Origin of the sequence: Halodesulfovibrio sp. (assembly GCF_015482765.1) — a bacterium.
GTDB lineage: Bacteria > Desulfobacterota > Desulfovibrionia > Desulfovibrionales > Desulfovibrionaceae > Halodesulfovibrio.
Map to the genome: position 1 here is coordinate 59,726 of NZ_JADMLB010000067.1, position 22,371 is coordinate 82,096.

Annotated in this window: 22 protein-coding genes; 13 read left to right on the forward strand and 9 right to left on the reverse strand. The window is 44.7% G+C overall.

Annotation, left to right across the window (positions count from 1 at the left end; genetic code table 11):
- The first annotated feature begins 3 nt into the window (after positions 1 to 3).
- The 9 genes from QZY95_RS12665 (at position 4) to QZY95_RS12705 (ending at position 12,603) form a co-directional block, all read left to right on the forward strand.
- On the forward strand, positions 4 to 2,160 hold the full coding sequence (locus QZY95_RS12665) for a bifunctional (p)ppGpp synthetase/guanosine-3',5'-bis(diphosphate) 3'-pyrophosphohydrolase (RefSeq protein WP_290924060.1): 2,157 nt from the start codon (positions 4 to 6) through the stop codon (positions 2,158 to 2,160).
- Positions 2,161 to 2,564: 404 nt separating this feature from the next.
- The gene (locus QZY95_RS12670; RefSeq protein WP_290924062.1) at positions 2,565 to 3,614 is read left to right on the forward strand and encodes a chemotaxis response regulator protein-glutamate methylesterase; all 1,050 of its coding nucleotides are present in this window, start codon (positions 2,565 to 2,567) and stop codon (positions 3,612 to 3,614) included.
- Between the two features lie 37 nt (positions 3,615 to 3,651).
- A complete protein-coding gene (locus QZY95_RS12675) occupies positions 3,652 to 5,574 on the forward strand; it encodes a HEAT repeat domain-containing protein (RefSeq protein WP_290924064.1) in 1,923 nt (640 codons plus the stop codon).
- Positions 5,575 to 5,586: 12 nt separating this feature from the next.
- The gene (locus QZY95_RS12680; protein WP_290924066.1) at positions 5,587 to 6,465 is read left to right on the forward strand and encodes a protein-glutamate O-methyltransferase CheR; all 879 of its coding nucleotides are present in this window, start codon (positions 5,587 to 5,589) and stop codon (positions 6,463 to 6,465) included.
- A 36-nt stretch (positions 6,466 to 6,501) separates the two neighbouring features.
- Entirely contained in the window at positions 6,502 to 7,278 is a 777-nt protein-coding gene (locus QZY95_RS12685; RefSeq protein WP_290924068.1) for a ParA family protein, read from the forward strand.
- Positions 7,272 to 8,225 (forward strand): chemotaxis protein CheW, encoded by a 954-nt coding sequence (locus tag QZY95_RS12690; RefSeq protein WP_290924070.1) that lies wholly within the window; start codon positions 7,272 to 7,274, stop codon positions 8,223 to 8,225. The genes QZY95_RS12685 and QZY95_RS12690 overlap by 7 nt, the downstream gene beginning before the upstream one ends.
- Positions 8,226 to 8,237: 12 nt before the next feature.
- Positions 8,238 to 8,606 carry a response regulator gene (locus tag QZY95_RS12695; RefSeq protein WP_290924072.1) on the forward strand — a complete coding sequence of 123 codons (369 nt, stop codon included), beginning with the start codon at positions 8,238 to 8,240 and terminating at the stop codon, positions 8,604 to 8,606.
- Between the two features lie 396 nt (positions 8,607 to 9,002).
- The gene (locus QZY95_RS12700; RefSeq protein WP_290924074.1) at positions 9,003 to 11,876 is read left to right on the forward strand and encodes a chemotaxis protein CheA; all 2,874 of its coding nucleotides are present in this window, start codon (positions 9,003 to 9,005) and stop codon (positions 11,874 to 11,876) included.
- 103 nt (positions 11,877 to 11,979) lie between these two features.
- Positions 11,980 to 12,603, forward strand: a complete 624-nt coding sequence (locus QZY95_RS12705; protein WP_290924076.1) for a YigZ family protein — start codon at positions 11,980 to 11,982, stop codon at positions 12,601 to 12,603.
- A gap of 152 nt (positions 12,604 to 12,755) precedes the next feature.
- Here the strand turns inward: QZY95_RS12705 and pgl are convergent, their stop codons facing one another.
- Both pgl and QZY95_RS12715 read right to left on the reverse strand, forming a co-directional pair.
- Entirely contained in the window at positions 12,756 to 13,490 is a 735-nt protein-coding gene (gene pgl, locus QZY95_RS12710; protein WP_290924078.1) for a 6-phosphogluconolactonase, read from the reverse strand.
- Positions 13,491 to 13,598: 108 nt separating this feature from the next.
- Positions 13,599 to 14,096, reverse strand: coding sequence for a hypothetical protein (locus QZY95_RS12715; protein ID WP_290924080.1), 498 nt, complete (start codon positions 14,094 to 14,096; stop codon positions 13,599 to 13,601).
- A gap of 220 nt (positions 14,097 to 14,316) precedes the next feature.
- Between QZY95_RS12715 and QZY95_RS12720 the strand changes: the two genes are divergently transcribed.
- The 3 genes from QZY95_RS12720 (at position 14,317) to yjgA (ending at position 15,651) form a co-directional block, all read left to right on the forward strand.
- A complete protein-coding gene (locus QZY95_RS12720; protein ID WP_290924083.1) occupies positions 14,317 to 14,643 on the forward strand; it encodes a hypothetical protein in 327 nt (108 codons plus the stop codon).
- Between the two features lie 77 nt (positions 14,644 to 14,720).
- Positions 14,721 to 15,026, forward strand: coding sequence for a hypothetical protein (locus QZY95_RS12725; protein WP_290924085.1), 306 nt, complete (start codon positions 14,721 to 14,723; stop codon positions 15,024 to 15,026).
- 97 nt (positions 15,027 to 15,123) lie between these two features.
- Positions 15,124 to 15,651: a ribosome biogenesis factor YjgA gene (gene yjgA / locus QZY95_RS12730; protein WP_290924086.1), complete on the forward strand. Its 528-nt coding sequence runs from the start codon at positions 15,124 to 15,126 to the stop codon at positions 15,649 to 15,651.
- Between the two features lie 56 nt (positions 15,652 to 15,707).
- Here yjgA and QZY95_RS12735 read toward each other — a convergent pair whose 3' ends face one another.
- The 4 genes from QZY95_RS12735 to QZY95_RS12750 form a co-directional block, all read right to left on the reverse strand.
- A complete protein-coding gene (locus QZY95_RS12735; protein WP_290924088.1) occupies positions 15,708 to 16,850 on the reverse strand; it encodes a response regulator in 1,143 nt (380 codons plus the stop codon).
- A gap of 92 nt (positions 16,851 to 16,942) precedes the next feature.
- On the reverse strand, positions 16,943 to 17,380 hold the full coding sequence (locus tag QZY95_RS12740) for a hypothetical protein (RefSeq protein ID WP_290924090.1): 438 nt from the start codon (positions 17,378 to 17,380) through the stop codon (positions 16,943 to 16,945).
- Positions 17,381 to 17,617: 237 nt separating this feature from the next.
- Entirely contained in the window at positions 17,618 to 19,120 is a 1,503-nt protein-coding gene (locus QZY95_RS12745; RefSeq protein ID WP_290924092.1) for a hypothetical protein, read from the reverse strand.
- Positions 19,121 to 19,153: 33 nt separating this feature from the next.
- Positions 19,154 to 19,807 (reverse strand): histidinol phosphate phosphatase domain-containing protein, encoded by a 654-nt coding sequence (locus QZY95_RS12750; protein WP_290924094.1) that lies wholly within the window; start codon positions 19,805 to 19,807, stop codon positions 19,154 to 19,156.
- A gap of 262 nt (positions 19,808 to 20,069) precedes the next feature.
- On the opposite strand from QZY95_RS12750, the gene rbr reads away from it, so the two are divergent.
- Positions 20,070 to 20,654, forward strand: coding sequence for a rubrerythrin (rbr, locus tag QZY95_RS12755; RefSeq protein ID WP_290924096.1), 585 nt, complete (start codon positions 20,070 to 20,072; stop codon positions 20,652 to 20,654).
- Positions 20,655 to 20,733: 79 nt separating this feature from the next.
- Here rbr and QZY95_RS12760 read toward each other — a convergent pair whose 3' ends face one another.
- The 3 genes from QZY95_RS12760 to QZY95_RS12770 form a co-directional block, all read right to left on the reverse strand.
- On the reverse strand, positions 20,734 to 21,582 hold the full coding sequence (locus QZY95_RS12760) for a hypothetical protein (RefSeq protein WP_290924098.1): 849 nt from the start codon (positions 21,580 to 21,582) through the stop codon (positions 20,734 to 20,736).
- Positions 21,583 to 21,702: 120 nt separating this feature from the next.
- Positions 21,703 to 22,035, reverse strand: a complete 333-nt coding sequence (locus QZY95_RS12765) for an SMR family transporter (protein ID WP_290924100.1) — start codon at positions 22,033 to 22,035, stop codon at positions 21,703 to 21,705.
- Entirely contained in the window at positions 22,028 to 22,366 is a 339-nt protein-coding gene (locus QZY95_RS12770) for a multidrug efflux SMR transporter (RefSeq protein ID WP_290924102.1), read from the reverse strand. Before QZY95_RS12770 ends, QZY95_RS12765 begins: the two co-directional genes overlap by 8 nt.
- Between the last annotated feature and the right edge of the window lie 5 nt (positions 22,367 to 22,371).

Genomic DNA, 22,371 nt, shown 5'->3' on the forward strand with positions numbered 1-22,371 from the left:
TCCATGATCAGGATTCAGGAAATTTTAGATAAAGTAACAGAACTTCGTCCCGATGCGGACGTTGCTCTGATTCAGAAAGCGTATGTGTTTTCTGCTGCTGCGCATGCCGGTCAAACTCGTCTTTCCGGCGAGCCGTATCTGTCGCATCCGCTTTCTGTCGCTTATGAGCTTGCCTGTATGCGAATGGATGATGTTTCCATTGCTGCGGGGCTGCTGCATGACACTGTAGAAGATACTTCTGCGAGTATCGAAGCTATTGATGCGCAGTTCGGTGAAGAAGTGGCAGACGTTGTTGACGGTGTAACCAAAATTAGTCTGATGACTTTTGAAAGCAAGGAAGCTGCTCAAGCGGAGAATATCCGTAAGATGATTCTTGCTATGGCGGAAGATATTCGAGTGCTTATTGTTAAGCTTGCTGACAGGCTTCATAACATGCGCACATTGGATTTTCAGAAGCCGCACAAGCAGAAACTGATTTCTCAGGAGACAATGGACATCTATGTTCCGTTGGCTAACCGTCTTGGCTTGCACCGCATTAAGCTTGAGCTTGAAGATTTAAGTTTTAGATATTTGCGTCCTGAAGTGTTTAATTCCATTACAGAGTGGTTGGAAGAAAACAGAAGCTCAGGACAGGAATATATTCAGAGCGTAATCCAGCTGCTGTCATCAATGATGACAGACAACAAAATTAAAGCCGAGATCAAAGGGCGAATTAAGTATCGTTACTCCATTTACCGTAAAATGGAGCAGCAGCACCTTACCCTTGATCAGGTTCATGACATTATCGCGTTCCGCGTTATCGTAAAAGATGTTCGTGACTGTTACGCTGTTCTGGGGCTTGTTCATGCTATGTGGAAGCCTGTGCACGGGAGATTTAAAGATTACATCTCCATGCCTAAGGCGAACATGTATCAGAGTCTGCACACCACTGTTATGGGGCCGGAAGGCGAGCGCATTGAAATTCAGATCCGTACTGACGAAATGGATCAGATGGCTGAATTCGGTGTTGCTTCTCACTGGCTTTACAAAGAAGGGGGCGGTGGTCGTCTTAAGGCTCGAGATGTACAGCAGTTTACATGGCTTCGAGAGCTTTTGGACTGGCAGAAGATGGAAACGGATTCCAAAGAGTTTATGCGCTCTTTGAAGTTCGATCTGTTTAAAGACGAAGTATATGTATTTACTCCCGGTGGTGATGTAAAAGAATTACCGGAAGAGGCCAGTCCTGTCGATTTTGCGTACATGATTCATACGCAGGTCGGTGATAAATGTTCCGGCGCTAAAGTTAACGGTAAGCTCGTTCCGCTTTCTACTCCGTTGAAAAACGGTGATACTGTAGAAATTATTACAGATCAGCACAGGCATCCGAGCAGGGACTGGTTGCGGTTTGTAAAAACTGCAAAAGCACGCACCCGTATTAATCACTTTATCCGTACCGAAGAGCGCACCCGTTCTATCAGCCTCGGTAAAGAAATGCTTGAAAAGCTCGGTCGCCGTATGGACATCAATGTTCAGAAAGCACTGAAAGAAGGCGCGTTTGATGCAGTAGCAGAAGAGTTCAACTTGAAAGAAGTTGATGAGCTTCTTTCTCAGGTTGGTTATGCCCGCCTTACTCCGCGTAAGGTATTGCAGCGCCTGCTTCCTAAAGAAGCACCGGAGCCGGAAGAAAAAGAAGTTGAACCGCAGCAGGAAGAGTCACGGGTTGAGCATACTCATGCAAACAGTGTCGGTATTAAAGGTGTAGACGATGTGCTGGTTCGATTTGCACGTTGTTGTACTCCTGTGCCGGGTGAAGCCATTGTTGGCTTTATCAGCCGTGGACGCGGTGTAACTGTGCATACCTCTGACTGTCCTAACGTGCAGAACCTTGAGGCCGAACGCCTGATTTCTGTATATTGGGATGGTACTGAAGATAAACCGTACCCTGCCCGCATCAAGATGATTTCTAAAAACATTATGGGCATGATGGCGAAGGTTAGTGACCTGTTAATGCAGGAGAAAGTAAACCTTGATGCCGGTATGTTCCATTCAATGGTAGATGGAATGTCTGAAATGGAGTTTACTGTAGAGGTTCGGGATATTGCCCATCTGTACAGAACTATTGATAAACTTCGTGCTCTTGATGGAATGGTGGAAGTATCTAGACTTTCCTCTTCAGATTAATTTAATTTTGCCGATAAGCATTGTAGCCGCGGTTTTTTGCGACTACAAATGCTGTATCTGCGATACATGTAGTTTCTATAGAATGTAAAAGCCGCGATGCCTGAAAATGGTTTCGCGGCTTTTTTTGATGTTACTTCTGTTTAGTCTCTATTGTAGGTGGCAGGATGTTTTTTTAGAGTCTGCACTTTGTATTGTGCAAGCCGTACTCGCATGACTTTAGTCGTTGCTGTAGAGTAATTAAAAGAGAATTACTTTTTGTTAAAAATAGCCAATGCTTGCCTATTGTAAAATAACAAGAATTCTCTATGGTGTTCTAAACAGACTGGAAGCTTTATACAGTATGTCGCTGGTGGAATATACGCGTACTGTACTGGTCCGTTGAAAAATGTGAACAGGAGATTCTGTTGATTAGGGTTGTAGTAGTTGATGATTCCGCTTTCATGCGGAAAGCGCTGACAACAATGCTGGAGAAGGATCCAGATATCAAAGTTGTTGCAACGGCACGTAATGGTGCCGAGGGGCTTACTGTTATCCGACAGTATGATCCGGATGTTGTTACGCTTGATATTGAGATGCCTAAAATGGACGGCCTTACTGCGCTGCGTCATATTATGATGGAGATGCCGCGTCCTGTTTTGATGATCAGTTCTCTTACAACGGAAGGTGCGGAGTCTACACTTAAGGCTATGGAGCTTGGTGCGGTAGACTTTATTCCAAAGCAGCTTTCCAAGGTTTCCCTTGAGATCGTTAAAATAGAAAAAGATCTTCAGCAAAAAGTTAAGTATGTTTCCCGCCGCAAAATCCGTGCGCCACGTACCAGCAGACCGCCTGTAGCTGCTAGGACTGCTCGCGTAGCTCCTCCGGTTATGCGTGGTAGACCTAAACGTGATGTTGTTGCGATTGGTGTTTCTACCGGCGGCCCGCCTGCTGTGCAGAAAGTATTATCTAAACTTCCGGCAAACTTTCCGGCTGCTATTCTTATTGCGCAGCATATGCCGGCAGCTTTTACAGGTCCTTTTGCAAAACGTCTCGACAGTGTTTGTAAGATTACCGTTAAAGAAGCTTCAGGCTCAGAACCCGTTGCTCCGGGAACAGCATATATCGCTCCCGGTGGTAAGCACATTGTGTTGCAGCAACGCGGATCACGAATGGAAGTTGTCGTTAAAGAAGAACCGGCCGATGCGTTGTATAAGCCATCTGCAAACGTATTAATTGAGTCGGTTGCGAAAGCACAGGGACGCCGTGCCGTGGGGGCAATTTTTACTGGTATGGGGAATGATGGCTTACTGGGGATTCGTGAACTTAAGAATAAAGGCGGCTACATTTTAGCTCAGAATGATGCCTCCTGTGTTGTTTACGGAATGCCTAAAGCCATTGTGGACGCTAAGCTGACCGATGAGATACTCGATATCGATGATATGGCTGCAGCGCTGATGGCAAGCATTTACAAATAATGAATGCGGAATTTCCGCCAAGTAAGAAGGTATACGTATGTCTGAATGTGACAAAATTTTAAATCAGTTACGCTCTGATGATTCCGAGTCCGTTCGTGATGCTGCCTTTGTTGCAGGCACTGAAAAACTCGAATGTGCGGTTCCGGAACTTATCCGCCATATTCAGGAAGGAAACCTTGGGGTGCAGGAAGCTGCAGATCGTGCTCTTCGAGTTATCCGCGGGGATAAAACAGTTCAGGCGGTCATTCCGCTTCTCGCTTCTGAAGAAGCACCTGTACGTAACGCTGCTATGGATATTCTTCGCGAAATTGCGGAGGACGATCTTGAAAGTGTTATGAGCCAGCTTGAAAGCTCTGATCCGGACTTACGAATTTTTATTTCTGATATTCTTGGATCTTCCAATAGTCTGTTTGCTGTAGCACCGCTTTGTGACGCTCTTTTAAAAGATGACGAAGTTAACGTACGCTATCAGGCCGCTGTGAGTTTGGGGGAACTTGGTTTTTCTGATGCTGCTGACAGCTTGATTCAAGCTCTTGAAGATGAAGAGTGGGTTCAGTTCTCCGTTATTGAAGCGTTGACTAAAATCGGTGCTGCTCAAACTGCCGGTGCGTTAGTTCGTGCGCTCAGTAAATCAACACCGCTTGTTGCTTCCATGATTGTAGAAGCTCTTGGTGAAATGGGCGACTTGAAGATTGTTCCGTTGTTGATTGAACAGATGAAGACTGCTCCTGCTCCTTTGCAGAATAAAATTTGTCGCGCTGTTGTTCAGCTGTTAGGGGACAAGACTCTTGAGCTTCTTCCTTCAGATAAGCGTGAACAGTTTAATGCAGCGCTGTTGACTGCGTTGGAAGATGAGGATGAACAGATTCAACTTGCTGCGTTGCGGGGGCTCTCCACAGCGAAGGGCGATGAAGCAACGCAGAAGGTAATGAGCACTGTTGCAACCTTCAATATTGATCGCGATACTGACAAGTTGATCGCTGCAGTGGAATGTCTTGCACATATCGGCTGTAACAACGCATTGCTCGACGTATTTCTTGAAGATAACGAACTTGCTTTGCGAGTTGCGGCGGAAGCTGTCTCCCGTATGTCTGAACATGAAATGCAGAAAGCGATTCCGACTATCTTATCTATCTTCAATGACAAAGGTCTCTTTGTTCAGCGTGATCTTATTACTGTATTGGTAAAAGCGGCTGATTCCTCTGAAGAAGAATTTTTCCAGAATATTTTGAGAGTTCATACTGATGAAATGATTCTCAAAAAAGCTTTGTACTTCCTTGGAGCTAATTGCAGTTCTCCGGAAAGCGCAGAGATTGTTTTCGAAATGTTGTCTCATGAATCCTTTGAAGTGAAAGATGCTGCATTGGAAGCAGCAATTTCTATGGATAACGAGATGCTTTGGATTCGCTTTGTGTCCAGAGTGGAAAGCGAAGACCCTACTGAACGCATGATGGCAGTCTACGCGTTAGGTAAGTCTATGAATGATGTTCATGTTGAACTGTTGAAAGAAGCACTTTCAGATCCGGTTGTTGATGTTCGTCTTGTGGCGCTCGAAGGTCTGGTTGCGTTAAGTTCTGAACCTGCTGCGTTGATTGAAGAGGTTCAGGCACTGCTCCATGACAGTAACCGTGATGTGCGTCTTGCTGTTGTTGATATGATCGGTAAAACCCAGTCTTCTGTGTACCAGCATTACCTTATTGAAGCGTTACAGGATGAAGACGACTGGGTAGCTGTTCGTGCTATTGAGCACCTTGGTGCGTTGCACAACGATGATGTTGTTGAGCCGCTTTTAGGTGTTTTTGCGGCAAGGGATGCTCTTGTTCAGCATAAGGTCATTAAAATGTTGGGTAAAATGGGTACCGAGCGTTGCTTTGGTGCACTGTTAACTATGATGAGTCACGATGATCCGGAGATTTGCGAGGCTGCTGAACGTGCGGCGGATCAGATCAGAAGCAGATAGTAGGGGGGCCATGTGTCATCACTTTTTTCAAGAACGACAAGTTTTCAACGGGAGCTTCACGCCAGTGATGAGGAGTTTCGTCAGATAAGAGACCATATCTACGATCTGTGCGGAATTCACATTGCTGACAACAGAAAGTATCTCATTGAGAACCGACTGGCAGCACGTCTTAAAGACTTAAATTTGAAAACCTTTGGCGAGTATTACTACTATTTGCGGTATGATAAAAACCGTCGAGAAGAGTTGAATCGTTTGTACGAAGTGATTACAACCAACGAGACGAGTTTTTACAGAAACCCGCCACAGCTTAAGGTTTTTCAGGAAGTGGTTTTAAAGGAAATGCTGGATGCCCTGCGGGCAAAACGCAGCCGTAGACTTAGAATTTGGTCTGCCGGTTGTTCTTCCGGTGAAGAACCGTATACTTTGGGCATAATTTTGCATGAAGTCCTGAAGTCTGAAATTTCTTCCTGGGATATTAAGATTACAGCAAGTGACATTTCAACATCAGTGCTTGCTGCTGCGAAAAGCGGAATCTATTCCGATTACGTGCTCAGGACAACGCCTCCTGAGATTACTCGTAAGTATTTTAAACAGGAAGGTCGTGAATACCACCTTGCGGATAATGTTAAAAAACTTGTCCGTTTTGATCAGCTTAACTTAAATGACAAGCTGCAAATGAAGCGTGTGGAACGATCTCAGATTGTTTTCTGTAGAAACGTGATCATTTACTTTGATGACGAAATGAAGACTCGTGTAATGAGTGCCTTCTACGATAACCTCCAGCCAGGAGGCGCATTGTTGATTGGACATTCTGAGTCATTGCATAATATATCTCGGGCGTTTAGGCCTGAACATCATAAGGGTGCGATCGTTTATCGCAAAGATTCCTAACCGGAAGCAAAAGGGCACCCTGTAGAGGAGTATAGTTTGAACGCCAAAGTTCTGGCTATCGCCAACCAAAAAGGCGGCGTGGGAAAAACTACCACAACTGTCACCCTCGGTGCAGCATTGGCACGCATGAAAAAGAAGGTGCTCATTATTGACCTTGATCCTCATGCGTGTGCTTCTGTCCATTTACGTTTTTTTCCTGATACGGTGCAACGGACAACGTATGATTTGTTCACCGCACCGCGTAAGGTTTGGCCACTGTTATGGAAGCAGCTTATTGGAAGAAAAGAAGGCCAGTATTTTGACACTGCGCCTGCTTCCATCAGGCTTTCAGAGCTTGAGGTGGATCTAAAAGAAAAACACGGAAAGGGCAGCCTGCTCAAAGCAGCATTGGAAGAAGTGCGTGATCAGTATGACTATATTTTGCTGGATTGCCCGCCTCAGTTAGGAATGCTTCAGGTTAATGCAATTGTTGCGTGTGATCTTTTGATCATACCTATCCAGACAGATTTTCTGGCATTGCATGGTTTGAAATTGCTTTTTGATACACTGCGAACCCTTAATAAGGTGCTGCCGAAGCCAGTTACCTACCGCGCTTTGGCAACTATGTATGACAAACGTGCGGGCGCATGCCGCAGGGTTTTGGATTTGCTTGGCAGAAAAATGGGGGACTTGATGTTTTCTACAGTAATCGGGGTTGATACTCGATTCAGGGACGCCAGCGCCTTGGGGAAAAGTGTGTATGAAATTGACGCATCCAGTCGTGGAGCACGTGGATATGAGCTTTTGGCAAAAGAGGTAGAAAGCTTATGGTAAAAACTCCTGAAGAATATTTTGAAGATCATTTATTTGATGTTGTGCAGGCTGAACCGGCGAATAGTTTTACGGCGGCAGAAGCAGCATTTATGTCAAAGTACCTTGGGGTTAATGAAGCAGAGGCGCTGGAGCGGCTCGGATTACATAAATCAGTGGAGCCTGAATGTGTTTTGGCTGCCGTGGGATCTGATTGTGAATCTAGTGCCGTTGAAACAGCGCCAGTAAGCGCTCCATTAACCTCCCCGGTTGAAGTATCTGCTCAAAAGGTGAATACGCCTTCATCTTTTGAAACGGAAAAAGTAGAGACTGCCCCTGCTGCTGCAAGCGGGCAGGCTCCTGAAATTGCAGTTGCCGAGCCTGTTCGGGAGCAGGGTGTTGAAGAAACATCCTCTTCCTTCACAGATGACAGTGCCGGTGCTGAGTCTATTGCTCTTGCGCCAGAGGAAAGTAGCTGGCTGGGAAGCGAGTTTGAGAGAGAGCCGGATTTACTTGAGCAGCTCCGTAATGAGAGTGAGTTGCAGATGGTTAGTTTTTTCCTTGGAACACAGGAATTTACTGTGCCGATCAGTGCGGTACAAGAGGTAATAAGATACCTTCCGGCTACCAAGCTTCCGGTTGCTCCTCCTTTTGTGACAGGAGTTATTAACTTACGGGGGACAGTAACACCGATTATTCAGTTGCGGGAATTACTCGGTATTGCTGGTTTAGAAGAACAAGAGCGGTCAGACAAATTTATTGTGGTTTGCAAGCGACACGGACTTCAGTTCGGGCTTGTGATTGATACTGTTCATACTATGTATCGAGTACCGCAAGATTCCATTGACTGGGCTGTTGAATCTCACCTTGGAGTAGCAGTGCAGTATGTATTTGGATTAATGAAGTCTGATGACATGCTCATAGGTATTATTTCTGTAGATAATATTGTTGAAGCCATCCTTGAAGGATAGAGAGCGCTAAAAATGAGTAAACATATTCTTATTGTAGACGATTCCAAGACAGTTCGAAATCTCGTAGCGTTTATTATGAAAAATGAAGGCTTTAAAGTGACTGCTGCGGAAGATGGTTTGGATGGTTTGGAAAAGCTGTACTCTTGCGGTGCCGTTGACCTGATTATTACAGACATCAATATGCCACATATGGATGGCTTTACGTTTATTGAAAACGTACGCAAGCAGGACACCTATCGTGACCTGCCAATTGTTGTTTTGTCAACAGAAGGGCAGGAGCAGGATATCAAACTGGGTATGAGCCTTGGTGCTAACCTGTATATGGTTAAACCGGCACAGCCGGAAAAGATGGTTCGAAACGTACGAATGCTGCTTGGCTAAGCGTGTGTTATGGGCTTTTTGCTACTGCAAGCATTATGCTTGCAGTAGCGTTTAATTTATAGACTGGTTTGAACAATGCCTTTCGCCGGTTTTTAAGCAGGTTACAGTTGTTATGTTTGCTATGAGAAATGTGGCGAATTAGCAGCTGTGTTCCACTCTTTTTCTTTTGCTTTTTTTTAGATTGGCTTGCTTTGCTTTTTAGATTCTCTGGATAGAGAGATGTAGCGGGTGCCTTTTTTGTGACAAAAAAGCGTATGGCATGTCATCTGTTTGTTTTTTCACTATGTTTTCTAATTATCTGCGAAATTCTACCGATACGACTCTATACAGAGAGCAGGCAATTGTTGGGCTTGCCTGTATTATGCGTTTTTCACTACATCCATTTGGGGACAAAGTATGAGCCAGGATTTTTTAGATCCGGAAATTTTTGCTGATTTTATTATCGAAGCAAAAGAACATCTGGAGACTATCGAGCCAAACTTGCTGGAACTTGAAAAAGATCCGGAAGATACCTCGTTATTGAATGAAATCTTTAGGCCGATGCACTCACTGAAAGGTGCATCCGGCTTTCTTGGTCTCAATAAAATGAACACACTTGCGCACCGTGCTGAAAACATCATGGACGAGTTGCGCAAAGGGACTATGGAAGCCACTCCTGCAATAATGGATGTGATTCTTGAGGCGACTGATGCATTGCGCAGAATTATCGACAACCTTGAGAATGAGGGGGAAGAAGGGGACGTTGCAACGGAACCTATCAACCAGACTCTGGATGCGCTGTTAGCAGGTGAGACTCCAGCCCCTACTGCTTCTGAAGAGCCTGCAACTGATACCGCTGTTGAAGATACGCCTCTTGAAGCGGTTCAGGAAGAAAGTGTTATTGAAATGGAAGAGGCAGAGCTTGCTTCTGATGCACGCTCTACTGTTCAGCTTCCTGAGGGTGAGCCATATGCGTTGACTTCTTTTGGTGAAGGGCACTTGCGTGATTTTATCGAAGAGGCTCTTGAGAACACAGCAGATCTTAGCAACGGCTTGCTTGAACTTGAGCAGAACCCTGATGACAATGACGATCTCGTTAATGATTTATTCCGCTTTTTCCATAATCTTAAAGGTAACAGCGGAATCATCGGGTTTCATGAGTTGAACAGCCTTACACATGAGGCTGAGACATTACTGAATAGAACCCGTAAAGGCGAACTTGCTGTAAGTCAGGGTCTTATTGATACTCTGCTCCGTTGTGTTGATATTATTGATACACTTGTTTCAAAAATCGATGTGGAGTCCGGTCAGGTTCCATTACTCGATCTTACAGAAATTTTATCCGTATTACGTCATGCTGTTGAGCATGGTGAGTTTCCACAGGCCGTTGCTCCTGAACCGGTTCAGGAGGAAGTTGTAGAGCTTGTTGAAGAGGTGCCGGAATACGATAAAGAAGATATGGATATCTTTATCGTAACTATCACTCAACAGCGTGTGGCAATTGGATTAGCTGTTGCTGCGTTGGAAGAAGATTCTGCACAGGAAGAGTTTATTAACAGTCTGTACAGAAGCCTTGTAACAACCCAGAACTCCTGCAGTTACATGCAGTATGACAAGCCTCGTGTGCAGGCTGAACGTACAGCAGGGCTTGTAGATTCCGGCCGTAATGCGGACATGGACTTTTCGTTGATGCTCGACTTGTTGATTCAGGAAATTGAAATTCTGAACGACATGATTGATGCAGAGCTTGCGGTCTTTAATCTGTCTATTAATACAGATGCAGAGTTGCGGGGTGTTGGTGAGCCAAGTCCTGAGCCGCAAGAAGCATTGGATATGTCTTTGGAGCTTCCTGAATCCGGTAGTTCTGATGCACCAGTTTCCTTTGTAGCAAATGCGCTGGCTGAGGAACCTGCACCGGAGCCTGAAGTTGAAAAAGTGCAGGCTGCACCTGCTCCGGTTGAAGCACCGAAACCTGCTCCTAAAGCTGAAGCACCAAAGCCAGCCCCTAAAGCCGAAGCTGCCCCTGCTCCTAAGGCAGAGGCTGCACCTGCTAAAGCAAAAGAAAAAGCACCTGCAAAACAGCAGAAGCCGAAATCTTCCAGCACAATCCGTGTTGATCACGAAAAACTTGACCACCTTATGAACCTAATCGGTGAGCTTATTATTAACCGTAACCGATACACCATGCTCGCAAGAAATCTTGAAGATGGTCAGAATGTTGATGTACAGGAAGTTGCACAGTCTTTGACTGAAACAACCTATGCAATGGCACGAATTTCTGATGACCTTCAGGACACAATTATGAAAGTTCGAATGGTTCCTGTGTCTTCTGTATTCTCCCGCTTCCCGCGCCTTGTTCGTGACCTTTCACGCAAAAGCGGTAAGCAGGTTGATTTGATTATGGAAGGTGAAGAGACCGAACTTGATAAGAGCGTTGTGGAAGTTATTGGTGATCCACTTGTTCACCTTATCCGTAATGCCATGGATCATGGTGTTGAGTCTGAAGAAGATCGCCTTGCAGCAGGAAAGTCTGCCAAAGGTACTGTCCATCTGAGAGCTTACTACCGTGGTAACTCCGTTGCTATTGAGATTGAAGATGACGGTAAAGGTATTGATCCGGAAAAAATGCGTGAAGTTGCTATTCGCAAAGGCATCATCAGTGCTGAAGAAGCAAAGGCGCTTGATGATCGAGAAGCAATGGAGTTGATTTTCGCTCCGGGTTTCTCTTCTGCAGAAACCATTACGGATATTTCCGGTCGAGGTGTTGGAATGGACGTTGTTCGTACCAACATTAAGAACCTTAAGGGCAGTGTTGCTATCAGCTCTGAGCTTGGAAAGGGCACTCGCTTTACTCTTACCTTACCACTTACTCTTGCAATTATTGATGCACTTATGGTTAATGTTGCAGGTGAAGAGTTTGCTATTCCGCTTGATGCTGTTTCTGAAACAACTAAGATTGAAGCTAAACGTCTTACAGATGTGAACGGCCGTAAAGCTGTAACACTGCGCGGCGAAGTGCTCGGCCTTGTTTACATGGCTGACCTGCTTGATTTACCGCGCTCTGAAGAGACTGATGTGCTTTCCGTTGTTGTTATTCACGATAACGACAGACGTCTTGGTATTGTTGTTGATAAGCTGCATGAGCGTCAGGAAATCGTAATTAAGCCATTAGGTGAGTATCTTGGAGACCTGAAAGGTATTTCCGGTGCAACAATTATGGGTGACGGCTCTGTAATTCTTATTCTCGATCCGCATGAAATCTATCTGATGGCGACGTCGAAAGCCTTGTAGGTAGAATTTCAAACTGAATATAAGAGGAACCTCGTTACGGGGTTCCTTTTTTTTATGCGCAAAAAGAATTGCAAGGACGTGGCTTGGGGAGTATTTGCATAGCATGTCAGACAGGTACCTTATTCCAGATGCAGCACAGTATCGTGTTGAAGATATAATCAAGAAGAGTCAGTTTATAGTAACGCTGGGGCATACGCCTTCAGTAGAAGAGGCGCGTGCGTTTGTGGCGGCTATTAAAGAGGAATTCCCTGATGCGACGCACAATTGCTGGGCGTATCAGGCGGGGCCTCCGGGTTCAACAGCTATGGTCGGCATGAGTGATGATGGTGAGCCGCATGGCACTGCCGGTAAACCCATGCTTAACATGTTGCTTCATTCTGATGTCGGTGAGATTTCAGCCGTAGTGACTCGCTATTTTGGCGGTACAAAGCTTGGTACCGGCGGGCTTGTTCGTGCCTATTCAGGTATGGTTAAGCTAGGTCTTGAAACGTTGCCGACACGTGAGAAAATTACACCTGTACGGTTAGAGGTTGTAATTGATTACAGTTCGGTCACGCTTTTCAAGCGCATGTTGCCGGAGTATGAAATTAAAGTGCTGGAGGAAAATTTCGGCACAGATGCAGCCTTTGTTGTTGAAATGCCTAAAGAGCATGCGGAAGCTTTTTCCTCTGCAGTTATTGAGCTGACTAATGGTAATGCGTTACTTGATGATATTACAGAGAACTAGGCAGCGTTAGATACGAAAAATAAGAAAAGCCCTTGGAATTTTCCAAGGGCTTTTTTTGTTTTTGGTTCAAGGCTGTTAGAATAACTTAGGGAAGAAATGTGTGTCCCTCGTTGTTTATTTTGCCTGAAGACAAGCTTTGCTGCGTGTACAAATTAGCCTTCGTAGGCGTCCTGATCCACAATCCAGTAAAGTTTGCCATTGTGCGGCTGCACTCGCTGGGCTGGCAGTGTTCTGTCACTCAGTAAGTTAAGTGCCTTTGCTAGCACATCATGTTTTTCTTTTCCTTGAATAAGGAACACGCATGCACGTGCATTATTCAAGACTGGAAGAGTCAGTGTGATACGCCAAGCTTCCATTTCTCTAATGTACTGATCTGTGACCAGCCTGTTTGTAATTTCAATTCCGTCGTATCCCGGGAAAAGCGAGGCGGTGTGTCCGTCTGGCCCCATGCCTAACAGCACGAAGTCGAGACGCGGAACCTGCCCTTCTCCGAGAGTGAAGTGTTTGCGGAGCAGGCTTTCGTATTCATCCGCGGCTGTCTGTGAGTTTATTTCGCCTTTCATTCGGTAGAAGTGGGTGGCGGAAACTTTATGCAGAAGCTCTTCTTTTGCCAGTCGATAGTTAGACTGTTCATCATCCGGCCCTACACTTCGTTCATCAACCCAGTAGAAATTTACTTTTTCCCACGGGATGCTTGCGTTGTATTTTGCAGAAGCAAGGGTTTCAAAAAAGAGTTTCGGTGTGTGTCCGCCGGAAAGCGCAACATTGTATTCACCGCGTTTATCAACAGCTTCGAGGCACTGCTCAACAAAAAGTTGTGCAGCGTGGTCGGCAAGAGCCCGCGGGGATTCCGTAACAGTAAGAGTAAGATCAATAGTCTTTGTCATAGTGCCTCCGTATTGCTCAAGCAGCGGCGCAGCAAGTGATGGGCACTGCAACCGCTACAAGTGTGTTCCACCGCATGGTTGCATACTTTGTTACCGATTAAAACGGTTTTATTGTGACAAAGTATCTTTGCGGGGAAGAAATGTTGTTCGCAGGAAGTGCAGGGTGAAGAAGTTCGTCGGATTTTTGATGATTGCATCCGGAATGATGTGATACCAGCGGTAGCCCAGCGCTTTGAAATATGACGCAGCAAGGTGGCGGTGACCTGTTTCTTTGGCAGCAAGTAACGCCGCATCACGTTGACAGCGTGATGTGGAAACCAGCTTGAGGATACGCGGGTTGAAACCTCTGCGTGAGAAGATAGCTTTGATTCTTTTGAACTCTCTAAAGCGTGAAAAGGCGTCTGCCTGACATAAAATAACGCCCCAGCCAAAAAACGCAGAAAGCGTAAAGAGGACAACTGCATAGAGCGGAACCCCGCTATTCAGTAGAAAACGGGCCTCTATGTAAAGTGTTGTAGCTACAAACAACAATGTCAGCGCTGTTGCATGTGGAAATGGCGCAACTTTAATGTATCGGATTATAGTTGTGTATAATGGGGTTCGCACTGTTGTATTACCTATGTCATGCTTACGTGTAATTTACTACAAGTAAGGTTTAGACAAGATGCATTGCAATATAAAAGCAGTAATGGATTAACAATATTTCTAGGCTAAGTGAGTTACATAGAACAAAGAAGCTTGTATAGCTAACAACACGTATACATCGTTCTTTGTGTTGCATTATAGTAAAAACAAGTCCGTATTATTGCAGAATAAGGAGCAGCACATGAAACAAGCTAATGCCAGACTAGATATTATTGAAAAAATTAAAACCGAATATAACGCAACTGGTGCAATACATATTGATTCTGAGGATATCCAATTAAACAAAAACGGAAAAGATGCATTGTTTAAGAGTGCAGAAACATTGGCTGAAAAATTAGGACTGCATAAGCATAGTTTGCAGAAGCATCTTTATAATAACATATACTACATTGAACCCGCAGGACCGCTTGTTGTGGCGATATCATTACCAGAGCAAAAAATTGAGATGTTCGCGCAAATGCCTCAATCAATGTGGTCATTTAGATTGAACAACAGGTTTGTAAACTAAAAAAAAGCAGCTGGGTACACGTTGTATAGTAATTTAGTATAATATGTATCCTTATGCTGTTCAAGCGCGGAGATAGTATGCGATTATCAATGAGACAATACTATTTGGCAAAGAAGCTGCAAACAGAGCGGTTCGGGGAAATAGCCGTTCCTGTTGATCCAGAGCGGATTCTTTTGCACCACGAGGCGACAACGGTTGTGCGTTCAGCGGCAGATCAAGTTGCCAGTGAATCGGCTGTGACCCGGGAAGAGATTATCTCCCGCTTGTTTGACAATGTGTTTCGTCTGGAGCCATCAGATACGCTCATGCTACTTATTGAATTACCAAGGCATGACATTGAATTTTATGTTGAACTGCCCAGCACGCTGTGGAATTTTAGGTAACAGGCAGTTTTAAAGCAGGGGAAAAATTAGTTTGATTATGCATGGACTTTACGAATGTACTTCCCTGCGGTAGAAGCAGACCTCTTGGAGGTCTAAGATGGTTACAGATCATGATCATGAACAGGCATTGGAAGCTGAAGAAACGGATGAATATCTCAGTCGCTCAGAAAAGAAACGCCGAAGCACTGCAATTCAGAAGATAGGGGAGGAGCTTGCTTCTTTTCCGATCAGTGCTATCCGTTCTTTCAACCTTCCGCCTGACTTATTACAGGAATACGAAGAACTGTACACGATTACAAAGCATGAAGCCAAGCGCCGTAAGATGCAATACATCGGTAAAATGCTTCGTGAGGTTGATATAGAGCCTATTAAAGCCCGTATTGAAGAAGTTCAGGAAGGGAAGGCCGCACAAAGTGCTGACTTCCATCATTTGGAGCGTCTTCGTGAACGGTTGCTTCAGGGCGATAAGGATGCGCTGAATTCCGTAGTAGAATCCTACCCAACTGTGGATATTCAAAAACTGCGTCAGCTCATCAGGAATGCAAAAAAAGAAATGGAAAAGCAGAAGCCGCTTAAGTCTTCTAAATTACTTTTCCGCTATCTGCGTGAGCTGGAACAAGGCTAACCTTGTTTGGTTACGCATGAAAAAGCCCCGAAAATATTTTCGGGGCTTTTTTGTGTCTAAGGATGTAACAGCGCTTTGTCGGGCTGGGGCTTCTGAAATGCATGATAGGCTTGGTAGCTGTACTTGGCGACAGAAACAATTTCGGAAAGTGCCGGATAACTGTCTAACCAGCTTACCTTCTTCTTCCTCGAGGGATGCCGCCGGGCAGGAGCACCTACAATTCTCTTATATAAAAGTTTTGCTTTTTCTTCATGCCCTTGTTCGTATATTTTTTTGCAAATGCCTTTTGCCGCCTGCTGCGGAGCCCGTGTAAACATACAGGCTCGGGAAATTTGTTGGTGCAGATGGACGCCGGGGCTCAACTTTTCTCCATGTAGGTATGCGGAGGCTGCATTTGCAAAGTCTCCTTCCTGAAGGAGAGATTTAGCAGTATTATATAGCGGATTTTCTTTATCATGGGCTTCATACAAAGGTTTTAACGCATTTGCTGCACCTTCGTAGTCATGCTGAGCCATAAATATATCACCTGCAGCATTGAGTTCCTGCACGTATTGTTCTTGATCCCGCTTTCCTTTCCACGCCTTTGCACGACCAACATACGCGGCGCCGTGTCGCGGGTTGATAGAAATAGCTTGCGAGAATGTTTCCAGCGCACTGTCCCAATGATGGTTTTTGAGCAGCTTTTTCCCGCGTTCGCACAGTGTTTCTGCTGTGTCCGGTTCAGGCTCAAGCAGTTTTTGTGTATCCTGCTGGTCGCCTTGTGGCTGTGATGCCGTTGGAATGGCGACACCATAGGTGTTACGAACTGCATGAATAACCTGCTGGACAAGACCGTCCATAGTATAGGGGCGTGCTAAGAATGATGAGTACCCGAGTGTCAGAGTACGCATTACAAAGTCTTTTGTCGGAGATGTTGAGACTGCAAGGACAGGAATTGATATCTGAGCCCGAATGCTTTTGAGCTTATCTATCAGATATTGAGCATCGCCGTCTTTCATCTGAGCACCGCAGATTATCAAATCAAATGAATCGATTTCACCTGATTGCGCTTTGGATAACGAGCGAAACGTTCCAGAGACAGAATCTACTATCAGTGCACTGCGGATACCAATGCGGAAGAGCATCTTTCTATCCAATGCTGCTTCTGCACTGTTTCCATTGATGATGAGTGCGTGTTCAGGTTTTTTAGGTGTGCTCATGTAGCGCCTCTATAATGTATGCTAGCTAAGTATCTTACGTGGTTCTGTGCTGGGGAAAATGTATGCGAAAGTAGCTTGTCTGGTTGTGCCGGTTACTTAGCGGCTGCGTTGTCATGCTCTTCTGAAACAGCAGGGGTATGCAGGGGAATTACTTTACCCATTTTTCGTTCAGTAGGTGCAGACGTGCGGGCTGGCTGAGGAAGGTATTGCTTACCGCAACGCCAGCATATTTTTTTGGTGTGACCATGAGGTAAACGAACAAGCATTCCTTCATCGTTACAGCAATCAGCGCAAAACGGACCGTGCCGGACACTGCCGGTTTTTAACCAATAGTAATTTCCATCAAAAATCAGATTCTCTGAGAAATGAAGAATGTCATCATATTCTTTAACCTGAAGCTTGAGTGAGGATACTTGATCGCAAAGCGAAATATACTTGGACTGAAGTTCCTTCAGCAGATGTTTTGCTTCGCGGTTTTTTCCTTTCAAAAAAAGTTCGTGAACTTCTTTGAATTTAGAGTAGTCGAGCATTAACTGTCCCTTATGCAGGTTGTACGTTGTCTTACAACTGCTATCGGTATACCAGGAGAAATCTTTAAAAAACGAGACAGGTTAAGCATGATTCCCTTATTAGATTTCCCCTCCTTTACAATTAGATATGGGGCTAAGTCAACGAAGATGCTTGAAATGCAAAGAAAAAATGCAAAACATAATACATAAAAAAAGGCTGCACAGTACTGTGCAGCCATTTTGAATGGATGTATGAAGTTATTGTGCGGTGAATTGTCGTTCAAATTCCACAAATTTTGTTTCCAGTGCCCATTGTTTATTGGCTTTAGGATTTTCTGTGAGGAGTTTTTGGCATATACCGGTTTTTTTGTTTGTAAGAGAGTCCTTGCATTCATCACCCATGATATATGGAGATGTGCTTTTCCATAAACTTTTTCCCGGAAGGAGGCTGTACTCCAGACTGTTTCGGGCAAGAGTTTTGAGCTGTGCGTAGGAAAGATTGTAGTCGTGCGCAGCACGGACATATTCGTTTGTAATATCTATACGTGTCAGTCCGCCGCTTTCTGTTACCAGAACGACAGGCACATCATACTGCTGGAGAACAGGGAACGGGTTTTCTTTTGCGGTGATAGAGCGAACTGCTTCTTCACTGGTAAGAGCAATTTCTACAGGAATTTTTTGTTCAGAAAGTGCGTTGAGCAGGGCAAACGGGTTGTTCTCGTACATGATGGCAGAGCCGTGGCTGATGCGAGTAGCATTCCCTTTGGTGACTGCCATTCGGATGCGATCTTTGAATTTTGTCGGTTGAATCATACCGAACTCAAGGTAACCGGCAGTGATGATGGTTTTAACCTCAGAAAATTCTTTCATGTTTGTGAGCAGATTCAGCATTTCCAGTTGGAGATCGTAATCTCGCAACGCAACTGGGTGGTCTTCATCGCCGGTAAGAGCAACGCCTACAAAGCGTGAATCTGCTGCGACAGTTTTAAATGCATAAATGAGTTGAGCAAAGACAACGGAAGGGGCCTGAGTTCTGTCTACGCTTGCAACCATACGTACAGTAACTGATTGAGCTGTTTTAATGGGCAGGTGTTTTTTTGTTCCAGCCATAAAAGAGATCAATCGATCTTTTCCTTTGTCAATGGAGTCCATTGCGGGAACAGCTGTGAGTACAGAGTACATGTCTTGAGGTGTTCCTTTCCATGTCACATTGTTCGCGGCATCAAGAAGTTTAGCCGGAGCCCACGGAAGGAGTACTTCAAGGTAATCAAGGTGCTGGTAGGCAGCATTTTCGATAACTGCACTGAGCAGAAAGCCGAATTGGTCAGGTGTTATTTCATGAAGAGAAATTATGTGTTGTTTTGAATTAAAAGACGCAGATGAAAGGTCTTCAATTGCTTCGCGGTAATTTTTTTCTGAATCAAAGAATTCTTTTGCCGGAGCTGTCCCCGGAGGGCAGGCACCATTCAGCGGAGGAACTGCGTAATAGGTGGGAAGTGTTATGCAGTAGTTTTCCTTTTCCGCAAGCAGGAGATAATCTTCAGGATAGATCGATTCTTTGAGACGCACCCGCAGGTCGCCCCCCTTAGGCATGCCCGAAATAAAGCCGCGCAGGGTCAGGGGATTAGAACGTATTGTTTCGTAAAATGCCTGTGTGTTTTTTTCGTTCGCTGAACTTGACTGTTCTGCAAAGGCTGGCGTCAGACATAGAACAAGGAGAAACATCAGAGCAGGTACAAGTAATTTTTGAGCAGAATACATAAAAACTCCTGAGATCAAAGGTGCGGCGTGTGCTTAACGCATCATCATTTTTGAAACGATCATACGGGAATTGTTTTCCGTTTGTTGATAGTGTTCTTTAGACATTCCCGCACCTAAGGCAATAGCACGGCGTCTGTCTTTATTGATAAAGTCATATCCTCTATATCCACCGTTGTTGAGGATAAGCGGGGCACCGGTCATGGCAGCAAGTTTTGCGACATGTCCGTTAGTCAGGGCATGTTCAGCACGGGCGGTAATTTCAAGATACACATTTTTTTCTGCCGCCAGCTGTGCTTCCTGTTCTGTGACGAGTCCTGGATGTGCCAGAAAATCTGCACCGCCTTCAATTGCAGCAAGGTTGGTTCCTTCATCTACAATATCTGCAATAGTCTGTCCGTGTACACAAATGATTTGTGCTCCCATCTCCCGTGCTTGAACAATGGTATCCGGAATAAGTTGTGGAGGGACATGGGTAAGTTCCACTCCGGCATAAAGGTCTATTCCCGAGTAAAGAGAGTAACTGCGGATCATCGGAAGCAGGCTTTCAAGCACCGATTGCATATTGGTAGCGTCAACATGTTCAGTAAACGCGATTGCACGGTAACCGGCAGCCTTGGCAAAACGCATTGCTGCTGCGGGAGTTTGTTCCCCTGTGCTGAGTGAGGTATGAACATGAAGGTCAATCATTACATAATATCCTGTTGGTTGATTACATTGGTAGTAAGTGTATAGTCAGCCGTAAACATACTACCTTTTGATATACGGGTAGGCTGGGGACTTTGTCTACAGCATGAAAAAGATGTCGTTGTTAGGTCGTATTCTATTGTTAATACTTGTTTTTTCAAGTATTTCTAAATTGTGTAGAAATAGCTTGCCCAATGACATTGTATTGGTATAGAAGGAAAAACAACTTAACAAGAATCATTACTAATTAGGTAAGGAGTGATAGATGAGTAAGCTTAAAGGCACCAAAACTGAAAAGAATATTTTAGCTGCGTTCGCAGGTGAATCTCAGGCTCGCAACCGTTATGACTACTTTGCCGGTGTTGCTAACAAAGAAGGCTATGTACAGATTTCCAAGATTTTTGAGGAAACTGCATTGCAGGAAAAAGCTCACGCTAAGCGCTTGTTTAAGTTCCTTGAAGGCGGTGAGGTAGAAATTACTGCTGCATTCCCTGCAGGTATTATTGGCGACACTGTTACAAACTTGAAAGAGTCTGCTGCTGGTGAACGTCACGAGTATATGGAAATGTACCCTGAGTTTGCAGAGATTGCAGATCAGGAAGGTTTCCCTGTAGTTGCTGCTGCAATGCGTTCCATTGCGACTGCTGAGAAGCACCACGAAGAGCGTTACCTTGCAATGATGAATTCTATTCAGAACGGCGATATTTTCAAAAAAGCAAAGCCGGCTGCATGGCGCTGTATCAACTGTGGTTTTGTTCACGAAGGATTGACTGCTCCGGAAGTCTGTCCAGCATGTGATCATCCGCAGAAGTACTTTGAAGTACGCCTTGAAAAATGGTTTGTATCATAACTGATAAGTCTGGTTAGCAGAGCAGCTCTGCAGAAAGAAAGTAATAGAAAAGGTGAGTGGTTTATCCACTCACCTTTTTTTATTTAGAGCCACCCGATGCAATAACGTTCTTGATTTCTTTATGAAGAACATCTTTTAAGTCAGGTCGTTGTCTGACCGTTAAGTAGGATTCTAAGAAGATTTCTGCTTCTTCTAGAGATGCATCGTATTTTTTAGAAAATAGACTATGCCGAACAGCGTGTTTGGAGCGTTTCAAGTTAAGAAAACGCCACGGGTAGAAGTTGTCAAAATCATAAAAATGAAGATCGTATGTTTCACCGATTGGACGAACTGAGATGTTTTTGTCTGTATCTTCAGTATAGATTCCAAGATTATGGAGTTCTGCCATTTTTTTACCGAAAAGGATAAAGAATGCATTACGTTTTTCTTGTGAAAAGTCGTGAAGCATTTCACGGAAGTCATAAAAGTAGATGTCAGTATCTTTAAGCTTTCGAGTAAAAAGAACAGTTTCTTTTCCCGGATTCATTCTGTTACCGGAGAGCAGTGCCAATGGTTCAGTTGTCGGCAGGTTGTTCTCCATAAGGAAGCACATGGTGCTGAAGTTGCGACGGGCTTCTGAAAAAAAGAACGTATGCAGCAACGCATGTTTGTAATCGTTACGGGTGTAGATTTTAGGAAAAACTTCTACGTCGTCGATTGTAAATGAAATATCATTAAGCGCTTCACGCTTTCTATTTTTAGAATGGAATTCTTTAGGCAGGGCTGTGGAACGAACTTCGATCCATTTAGCCTTAAGCTTTTCCATAAAAGCATCTGAAACTTGCGGTGCAGCACGCCAGACATAACTTCCATCAGAAAGTGATCTGCCTTTGAAGAGGGCTGCAATATGGTTAAGGGTAGTGATTACCGGAGAATCTGGTCTACTCATGTGTGTCACCTATTGTGCTGTAGTCATAATGTCTGTGGGGTAATACCATAAACAAATCTGAAAGGGTATTCCCGTTTTTTGTCTTTCAAATCAATATATTATGATTTTGTTGTAGCATTGTTAGTGAACAGGCGGTGTGGTGACATTGATAAGTATGATCCCTAAAATCATAAGTAAAATTGCCGGGATAATACGTGGACTGAGGTGAACATGAAACACGATTCGGTCTACAATAAAGCTTCCTGCTATGCCGCCTACTCCCCATAGTGCATAGGCAACTGACAGGTGAAAGTAAGACAGCGCCGGTTTAAGCATAAGAAAAGCGCAGATCACCAAAGTAATCGAAAGGAAACCCCAGCGCTTGATGGAGAAACCTTTTGAGCGCTTGATAGCCCAGTTTGCGGCAATATCGAGTCCAATGGAGCTGAGAATCCAGAGTAATGCGTTAATCATTTGAGTGCCTCATCACGTGGTGCAACCATACTAATCCTGTCATGACACATGCGATACCGATGAGTTTAAGTGGGGGCATGGGCTCGTTAAACAGGAAAAAACTTGTTGCGGCGACAAGTGCTAACCCGACTCCTTCCCAGCACGTATAGGCGACGCCCAGAGGGATACGTAATACTGCTTTGGAAAGCAGAAAGTACGATAACGCTATGAATATGCTGGTGGCAATCATTCCGGTTTGACCAGAGTGAATATCATCAAAAGCCTTAAGAGATGTTGTTCCTGCTATTTCACTGAGAATGGCGGCGAGCAGGAATAACCAAGAGCGGAGCATAATTC

Bases quoted from the DNA above. Each gene is read 5' to 3' on its own strand.
- QZY95_RS12725 (WP_290924085.1), top strand. From the start codon at position 14,721: ATGCGATTATCAATGAGACAATACTATTTGGCAAAGAAGCTGCAAACA.
- QZY95_RS12720 (WP_290924083.1), top strand. From the start codon at position 14,317: ATGAAACAAGCTAATGCCAGACTAGATATTATTGAAAAAATTAAAACC.
- QZY95_RS12705 (WP_290924076.1), top strand. From the start codon at position 11,980: ATGTCAGACAGGTACCTTATTCCAGATGCAGCACAGTATCGTGTTGAA.
- rbr (WP_290924096.1), top strand. From the start codon at position 20,070: ATGAGTAAGCTTAAAGGCACCAAAACTGAAAAGAATATTTTAGCTGCG.
- yjgA (WP_290924086.1), top strand. From the start codon at position 15,124: ATGGTTACAGATCATGATCATGAACAGGCATTGGAAGCTGAAGAAACG.
- QZY95_RS12745 (WP_290924092.1), bottom strand. From the start codon at position 19,120: ATGTATTCTGCTCAAAAATTACTTGTACCTGCTCTGATGTTTCTCCTT.
- QZY95_RS12760 (WP_290924098.1), bottom strand. From the start codon at position 21,582: ATGAGTAGACCAGATTCTCCGGTAATCACTACCCTTAACCATATTGCA.
- QZY95_RS12740 (WP_290924090.1), bottom strand. From the start codon at position 17,380: ATGCTCGACTACTCTAAATTCAAAGAAGTTCACGAACTTTTTTTGAAA.
- QZY95_RS12750 (WP_290924094.1), bottom strand. From the start codon at position 19,807: ATGATTGACCTTCATGTTCATACCTCACTCAGCACAGGGGAACAAACT.
- QZY95_RS12735 (WP_290924088.1), bottom strand. From the start codon at position 16,850: ATGAGCACACCTAAAAAACCTGAACACGCACTCATCATCAATGGAAAC.
- QZY95_RS12700 (WP_290924074.1), top strand. From the start codon at position 9,003: ATGAGCCAGGATTTTTTAGATCCGGAAATTTTTGCTGATTTTATTATC.
- QZY95_RS12770 (WP_290924102.1), bottom strand. From the start codon at position 22,366: ATGCTCCGCTCTTGGTTATTCCTGCTCGCCGCCATTCTCAGTGAAATA.
- pgl (WP_290924078.1), bottom strand. From the start codon at position 13,490: ATGACAAAGACTATTGATCTTACTCTTACTGTTACGGAATCCCCGCGG.
- QZY95_RS12695 (WP_290924072.1), top strand. From the start codon at position 8,238: ATGAGTAAACATATTCTTATTGTAGACGATTCCAAGACAGTTCGAAAT.
- QZY95_RS12765 (WP_290924100.1), bottom strand. From the start codon at position 22,035: ATGATTAACGCATTACTCTGGATTCTCAGCTCCATTGGACTCGATATT.
- QZY95_RS12675 (WP_290924064.1), top strand. From the start codon at position 3,652: ATGTCTGAATGTGACAAAATTTTAAATCAGTTACGCTCTGATGATTCC.
- QZY95_RS12665 (WP_290924060.1), top strand. From the start codon at position 4: ATGATCAGGATTCAGGAAATTTTAGATAAAGTAACAGAACTTCGTCCC.
- QZY95_RS12690 (WP_290924070.1), top strand. From the start codon at position 7,272: ATGGTAAAAACTCCTGAAGAATATTTTGAAGATCATTTATTTGATGTT.